Below are 7,061 nucleotides of genomic sequence, written 5' to 3' on the forward strand. Positions count from 1 at the left end.
CCCCTTCTGCACGCCCACGTCCGGATGCTTGAGCGTGCCGCGCACGTACAGCGGCGAGCGCAGCGAGAGGATGCGCAGGCTCTTGGTGTGCGGCTTCACGGTCAGGTCGAGCTTCTCGCTGCCGAAGTCCACCGTGCCGTCCATGTTGACCAGCGCATCGGGCGTGTCGAACACGAACAGGCGCACGCCGAACAGGCCGTCCTTCGCGCCCAGGTCTGCGGCGGCGCAATTGATCTGCACCGTCTTGTCGCCGAACAGCTTGCCGATGAGGATGTTGCCCACGTTGAGGCCCGCGGTCTCCAGCAGCGTCTTGCTGATCGCGCCGTCGTTCATCAGCAGCTGCGCCTCGCCGTCGGCGCTGCCGAGCAGCGCAGCGACCGAGTTGCCGCGGGCAGCGAGTTTCACGCCGCCGTTGATCTCGCCTAGGCTGCTGCGCATGGTCTGCACGTTGGGGAACAGCTGCTTGAGCTTGAGGTGCCGCGCGGTGAGATCGAGCCGGCCCTGCATCGGCGCCTTGCCGCCATCGAGCCGCAGCGCACCCTGCACGTGGCCGCCGGCCAGGCCGAAGCGCAGCGGATCGAGCGTGAGCGCGCCGTCCGTCATCACCACGTGGGTGTCCAGCGCGTCGAGCGGCACCGACTTGTCGCGCACGATGCGCGCGCCGCTGAAGCGGACATCCGCATCCATCGCGCGCCAGCGGTCGGTGCGGAACGCCTCGACCGGCAGCAGCTTGTCCGCCGGCTGCGGCGTAATGTCTCCGCGCTGCTGCTTGCGCGCGTTGGAATCGGCGCCCACCAGCGGCGCCAGGTCGGTGAACCGCAGCAGTTTCGAATGCACCACGCCGGTCAGCTTCGGCCGCGCGCCGCCGGTGTCGAAGTCGACGTCGCCAGCCACGTCGCTGCCGCCGACGCGGCCGCGGAACTGCCGGTAGCTGAAATGGTTGCCGTGCGTGGTGTCGAGGGTCGCCTGCAGGTGGCCTTCGGTGGCGTAGGGCGGCGTGTCCGGCAGGGTGACCCCGGTGTAAGGGTACAGCGACGCCATGCTCGCGCCGGAAAGCCACAGCCGCAGATCCAGCGCGCCCAGCGCCAGCGGATCGGTGAGTGTGCCGACCAGCGCGACGTGGCTGTTGCCCAGCTGCACGTCGGCCTGCACGGGGAAGGGGCGGCCGCCGCCGCGCAGCGCGAGCACGCCGCCGATGCGGCCGTCGCCCTGCACCGGCGCGCCCTTGTAGTGGCCTTCGGCGCGCCAGCCGAACACATAATCGGCTGCGTTGCGCTGGCCCACTGCGGTGGCGCCGGCGTTGGCCTGTTCCGGCGCCAGTGCCTGCTTCGCGCTTGCGCCCATGGCCTGGCCCACCCGCTCGCGCGCGGCGGTCGACTGCTGCGCCACGATCTGGTCGTAGGGTATCGCGCCCTTCAGCGGCGTCAGCGTGACCGTCAACCGGCTGGCGGTCTGCGCATCGTCCAGCGCGATCGTGCCGCGGTCGAAACCGATGGTGCCCAGTTCCAGCTTCCACGCCGACGGCGCGCCGCCCTTCGGCAGCGCGAAGGTCCAGCTGTCGCGGCCCTGTCTGTCCCGCTCCAGGTCCACCGCCGGCTGCACGAGCTGCAGCGAGGGCACGTCGATGCGATGGGCGAGCAACGCCAGCGGCGACAGCTCGAAACGCAACGCCTGCAAGGTGGCGAACCGGGGTTGTCGGGTCCAGGGCGGGTTGCCGATGACGATGTCGCGTGCGGTGAACTGCGGCCAGGGGAGCCAGGCATGCCAGCCGCCCAGCGCCCGGTCGCGGCGCCAGGCCAGGCTGAGGTCGCCGCGGATGGCGAACGGTCGCCCGATCGCCTGGCTCACCTTGTCGTCGATGAAGGGCTTGAGCCGGTTCCAGTCGAACAGCGCGACCGCAATCGCCAGCAGCACGACCAGGCCCGCCAGCACGCCGGCGGCCCAGCGCAGTATTTTGGAGCGATGCCTCATCCGTCGCGCCAGGCGGCGACGCCAGACGGCGCCACCCTCCTGCTTAGCGGCAGCGGCGAGAAGATTTCGTCGTCGGGCCGTCCACCGCTTCATGCGGCGGACAGGCGGGGGGCGGCGTGCCGGCTATCTGGCTTCGCGCGACGGCACGCTGATGCTGCACAGGTCGATCTTGCCCGCCGGCACCGTATAGAACGCATCGCGGCGGTTGCGCTTGGCCTCGATGAGCTTGGCGAAGGTGGCGCTGTCGGTGCGCAGCACCTCGATCTTCGGGCGCTGCGCCGGCGGCAGGTCGGCCGCCAGCCGCACCGATTCGATCGTCACGCGCTGCTTCTTGTCGGTGTAGAAGCCCATCGGCGCCGGGCCGCGCGGCATGGCCGAGAGCAGCTCCATGCCCTGGATCACGCGGCCGGCGATGGCGAGGTTGCGGTCCAGCCCGCGCGGCGCCTGGCCGATGATGGCGTAGAGCGCGCTGCCGTTGCCGCTTTGCGGGTCGATGTCGCGCGCCACGCCGACCGCGCCGTAGCAGTGCGTCAGCCATTCGCGGCCGATGGCCGGATCGCGCGCGGCCGGGAAGCCCTCGGAGAAGCCCACCTGCGGCGCGTAGACGTCGCCGTCGGGCAGCGCGGTCCACTCGAGTTTCGGGTCGATGGCGCGGGTGTATTCCGGCGGCAGGGTCTGCTTAGCGCTGCCCAGCGGCTTGATGTGCGCCTTGTCCTCGTCGTCCGCGGCCGGGTCGTCCCATTGGGTGACGAAGTTGTCCTGCACGCGCACGATGGCGAGCCCATCGAAATAGTGCTCGCGCACCATCGTGCGGATGTTGGCTGCGTGCAGCGGCGTGAAATCCGGCGCCAGCTCGATCAGCACGTGGCCCTGCGGCAGCTTCATGTCGAGCAGGTTGGCCGGGTCCGGCGTGCGCCACTCCTGCGGCTTCGATTGCGCCAGCAGTTCCTTCGGGGTGGGCGTGTGCTGCGCCTCGCCGGCCAGCGCAGGCAAGGCGACGAGGCTGGCGAGCGTGACGGCGAGAAGCGATCGGCGCATGGACGTTCCCTGCAGGCGTGGACGAGGAGCGAAGCTTATAGCGTCGCCATCGCCGGCAGGCAGGGGCGGCCGGCGCCCTCGCAGGTCCACGACCGCGGCCGCCTACCGCTGCATCTCGCCATCCGCGCGCTGCGGGCTCACCCCGGCCTCCGGCCGCTGCAGCGGCAGGCGGACGGGGACTGCCGGCACGGCCACCCGCCACAGCCAGCGATCCTCGGCCAACGGCTTGCCGTCGCGGCCCAGCGGGAAGATCACCGCGTGGCTGGGCGAAACGTAGAGGCCGTCGCCGGCGCGCAGGCCCATGCGGGCGAGATCCTCGCTGGCCATGTCGGCCTCCAGCGGCTGGTCCAGCGCGGCCACGTCCAGTTCCAGGTGCGCCACGGCGCCGGCGAGGTAGACGTGGCGCAGGTGCGCGCGCCATGCGCCGGGCGTCGGCGTGGCGGACAGCGTCAGGTGCTCGGGCCGCACGTAGGCGATCGCCCGGGCGTGCTCGCCCATCCACGGCTCGCCGGCGAAGGCCCAGCCGCCGGCGACGAAGCGTTCGCCCTCGCGGCGCAGCGCCAGGTGGTTGGCCTTGCCGATGAATTCGCAGACGAACGGCGTGGCCGGCTGCTGGTAGATCTCGCGCGGCGTGCCGACCTGCTCGATGCGGCCGCGGTTCATCACCGCAATGCGGTCGGCCAGCTCGAGCGCCTCCTCCTGGTCGTGGGTGACGAACACGGTGGTCAGGCCCAGCTCCTCGTGCAGGCGGCGCAGCCAGCGGCGCAGGGCAACGCGCACCTGTGCGTCGAGCGCGCCGAAGGGTTCGTCCAGCAGCAGCAGCTCCGGCTCGACCGCCAGCGCGCGGGCCAATGCCACGCGCTGGCGCTGGCCGCCGGACAGTTGCGAGGGATAGCGCCTGCCGAAGCCTTCCAGCTGCACGCGCTTGAGCAGGTGTTCGACCCGCGCGTCGATGTCCGCCCGCTTCGGGCGCACCCGGCGCGGGCGCACGCGCAGCCCGAAGGCCACGTTCTCGGCGACGGTGAGGTGGCGGAACAGCGCGTAGTGCTGGAACACCAGGCCGACGTTGCGCTGGCGGGGCGCTGCGGCCAGGAAATCCCTGCCGTTGAACGACACCTGCCCGCTTTCCGGGTAATCGAGCCCGGCCAGGATGCGCAGCAGCGTGGTCTTGCCCGAGCCGGAAGGCCCGAGCACGGCGAGGAACTCGCCCGGTGCGATGGCCAGGCTGACGTCGTTGAGCGCCGGGTAGTCGGAGAAGCGGCGGTTGAGGCGGGCCAGTTCGAGCGTCATGGGGTCGTGTCCTTCGCGGGATGGCGAGCGGGCGAACGCGGGGGAATGGGCCATGGAATTCGCATGGATCACCGTCCGCCAGGCGCATGCGCGGCGAGCTCGTCGCCATAGCGCCACTCCAGCGCGCTCTTCACCGCCAGCGTCAGCAGCGCGAGCAGGGCCAGCAGCGAGGCCACGGCGAAGGCGCCGACGTAGTCGTATTCGTTGTAGCGCATCTCCACTTCCAGCGGGATCGTGGTGGTCAGGCCGCGGATGTGCCCGGACACCACCGATACCGCGCCGAACTCGCCCATGGCTCGCGCATTGCACAGCAGCACGCCGTAGAGCAGCGCCCAGCGGATGTTGGGCAGCGTCACGCGGAAGAACATCTGCCAGCCGTTGGCGCCCAGCACGCGGGCCGCTTCCTCTTCCTCGCCGCCCTGCGCCTGCATCAACGGGATCAGCTCGCGCGCCACGAAGGGCAGGGTGATGAACATCGTCGCCAGCACCAGCCCCGGCACGGCGAAGATGATCGTGATGCCGTGCGCATCCAGCCACGGCCCGAACCAGCCCTGCGCGCCGATCAGCAGCACGTAGACCAGGCCGGAGACCACCGGCGACACCGAAAAGGGCAGGTCGATGAAGGCGCCGAGCAGCGCCTTGCCGCGGAACTCGAAGCGCGCCATCACCCACGCCGCGGCCACGCCGAACACCAGGTTCAGCGGCACCGCGATCACCGCCACCAGCAGGGTGAGGACGATCGCCGAGCGCGCCTCGTCCTGACCGATGCTGGCGAAGAAGGCACCGATGCCCTGACGCAGCGCCTCGACGAACACCGTCGCCAGCGGCAGCAGCAGGAACGCGACGAGGAACGCAATGGCGGCGAGCGTGAGCAAACCGCGGCCCAGCAGGCGCGGCCAGCCCGCCGGACGGCGGCTGGGCCGGCTCATGGCGCGCTCTCCGCCCAGCGGTGGCTCCATCGCTGCAGCAGCGTGATCGCCAGCAGCAGCACGAAGGAGAACGCCAGCATCGCCACGCCCAGAGCGGCCGCGCCGGCGTAGTCGAACTGCTCGAGGCTCTGCACGATCAGCAGCGGCGCGATCTCCGACTTCATCGGGATGTTGCCGGCGATGAAGATCACCGACCCGTACTCGCCCACCGCCCGCGCCAGCGCGAGCGCGAAGCCGGTCAGCAAGGTCGGCGCCAGCATCGGCAGGATCACCTTGAGGAACACCTGCCAGCGTCTGGCGCCGAGGGTCTCGGCCGCCTCCTCGACGTCGCGCTCCAGCGATTCGAGCACCGGCTGCAGCGTACGCACCACGAACGGAAAACCGACGAACACCATCGCCACCAGCACGCCCACGGGCGTGTAGGCGACCTTGATGCCGATCTCGGCCAGCCACCGGCCGATCCAGCCGTTGGGCGCATACAGCGCGGTGAGCGCGATGCCGGCCACGGCGGTGGGCAGCGCGAAAGGCAGGTCGACCACTGCATCGAACAGGCGCCGTCCCGGGAAGCGGTAGCGCACCAGCACCCACGCCACGAGCAGGCCGACCACCACGTTGATCGCCGCCGCCAGCGTGGCACCACCGAAGCTGAGCTTGAGCGCCGCCAGCGTCCGCGGCACGCGCAGCAGCCGCACCAGTCCATCGAAGCCCAGGCCCGAGGCCTTCCAGGCCAGCGCCGCCAGCGGCAGCAGCACGATCAGCCCCAGGTAGGTGAGCGAATAGCCCAGGCTCAGGTTGAAGCCGGGAAGAAAGTGTCGTCGTCGCATGGCAGGCTCAGCTCCCCGGCCCGATCTGGTCGAAGATCGCGCCATTGGCGAAGAACTTCGCCTGCACCTGGCGCCAGTCGCCGAAGGTGTCCTTCAGGGTGAACAGGTTCACCTCAGGGAACTGCTTCGCGTATTGCGCCATCGCCTGCGGCGCGCGCGGGCGGTAGTAGTGCCTCGCCGCGATCGCCTGGCCCTGGGGCGAGTAGAGGAACTTCAGGTAGGCCTCGGCCACCGCGCGGGTGCCGTGCCTGTCGACGTTGCGGTCGACCACCGCCACCGGCGGCTCGGCCAGGATGCTCATCGAGGGCACCACGATCTCGACGTCGCCGCCGCCCCTTTCCTGCCTGGCGAGCATCGCCTCGTTCTCCCACGCCAGCAGCACGTCGCCGATGCCGCGCTGGACAAAGGTGTTGGTGGCGCCGCGCGCGCCGGTGTCGAGCACCGGCACGTGCCTGTACAGCTCGTGCACGAAGGCCCTGGCATTGGCCTCGTCGCCGCCCGGCTGCTTGAGCGCGTAGCCCCAGGCGGCGAGGAAGTTCCAGCGCGCGCCGCCGGAGGTCTTCGGGTTGGGCGTGATCACCTGCACGCCCGGCCGCACCAGGTCGGACCAGTCGCGGATGTGCTTCGGGTTGCCCTTGCGCACCAGGAAAACGATGGTCGAGGTGTAGGGCGCGCTGTTGTCCGGCAGGCGCTGCTGCCAGTCGGCGGCGAGCAGCTTGCGGTCGGCCAGCGCGTCGACGTCGTAGGCCAGCGCCAGCGTCACCACGTCCGCCGGCAGGCCGTCGACCACCGCGCGCGCCTGCTTGCCCGAGCCGCCGTGGGACATGCGGATGGCCACGGTCTCGCCATGCTGCGCCTTCCATTGCGCGGCGAAGGCGGCGTTGGCGTCGCGGTAGAGCTCGCGCGTGGGATCGTAGGAGGCGTTGAGCAGGGGCACGGTTCGCGCCGCGGCCGTGGCGGCGGCCAGCATGGCGAAGGCGGCGCACAAGACAGTCGACTTTCTCATGGC

General features: G+C 70.8%; 5 protein-coding genes and 1 pseudogene. All 6 read right to left on the reverse strand.

Going from position 1 to position 7,061, the window contains the following annotated elements:
- The coding region (locus HOQ08_RS08935; protein WP_291193442.1) for an AsmA family protein at positions 1-1,971 on the reverse strand (1,971 nt) is incomplete at its 3' end.
- A 123-nt stretch (positions 1,972-2,094) separates the two neighbouring features.
- On the reverse strand, positions 2,095-3,009 hold the full coding sequence (locus HOQ08_RS08940) for a peptidylprolyl isomerase (RefSeq protein WP_291193444.1): 915 nt from the start codon (positions 3,007-3,009) through the stop codon (positions 2,095-2,097).
- Positions 3,010-3,264: 255 nt separating this feature from the next.
- Positions 3,265-4,299, reverse strand: a pseudogene (locus HOQ08_RS08945) (TOBE-like domain-containing protein); the annotation flags it as partial.
- Positions 4,300-4,367: 68 nt separating this feature from the next.
- Positions 4,368-5,228 carry a sulfate ABC transporter permease subunit CysW gene (cysW, locus tag HOQ08_RS08950; RefSeq protein ID WP_291193446.1) on the reverse strand — a complete coding sequence of 287 codons (861 nt, stop codon included), beginning with the start codon at positions 5,226-5,228 and terminating at the stop codon, positions 4,368-4,370.
- Positions 5,225-6,052, reverse strand: a complete 828-nt coding sequence (gene cysT, locus HOQ08_RS08955) for a sulfate ABC transporter permease subunit CysT (RefSeq protein WP_291193448.1) — start codon at positions 6,050-6,052, stop codon at positions 5,225-5,227. The genes cysW and cysT overlap by 4 nt, the downstream gene beginning before the upstream one ends.
- Positions 6,053-6,059: 7 nt before the next feature.
- On the reverse strand, positions 6,060-7,058 hold the full coding sequence (locus tag HOQ08_RS08960) for a sulfate ABC transporter substrate-binding protein (RefSeq protein ID WP_291193450.1): 999 nt from the start codon (positions 7,056-7,058) through the stop codon (positions 6,060-6,062).
- Positions 7,059-7,061 lie beyond the last annotated feature (3 nt).

The organism is Frateuria sp. (assembly GCF_013362045.1).
In the GTDB taxonomy this organism is placed as follows: domain Bacteria; phylum Pseudomonadota; class Gammaproteobacteria; order Xanthomonadales; family Rhodanobacteraceae; genus Frateuria_A.

Coding starts and splice junctions, on each gene's coding strand:
- HOQ08_RS08940 (WP_291193444.1), bottom strand. CDS start 3,009: ATGCGCCGATCGCTTCTCGCCGTCACGCTCGCCAGCCTCGTCGCCTTG.
- HOQ08_RS08960 (WP_291193450.1), bottom strand. CDS start 7,058: ATGAGAAAGTCGACTGTCTTGTGCGCCGCCTTCGCCATGCTGGCCGCC.
- cysW (WP_291193446.1), bottom strand. CDS start 5,228: ATGAGCCGGCCCAGCCGCCGTCCGGCGGGCTGGCCGCGCCTGCTGGGC.
- cysT (WP_291193448.1), bottom strand. CDS start 6,052: ATGCGACGACGACACTTTCTTCCCGGCTTCAACCTGAGCCTGGGCTAT.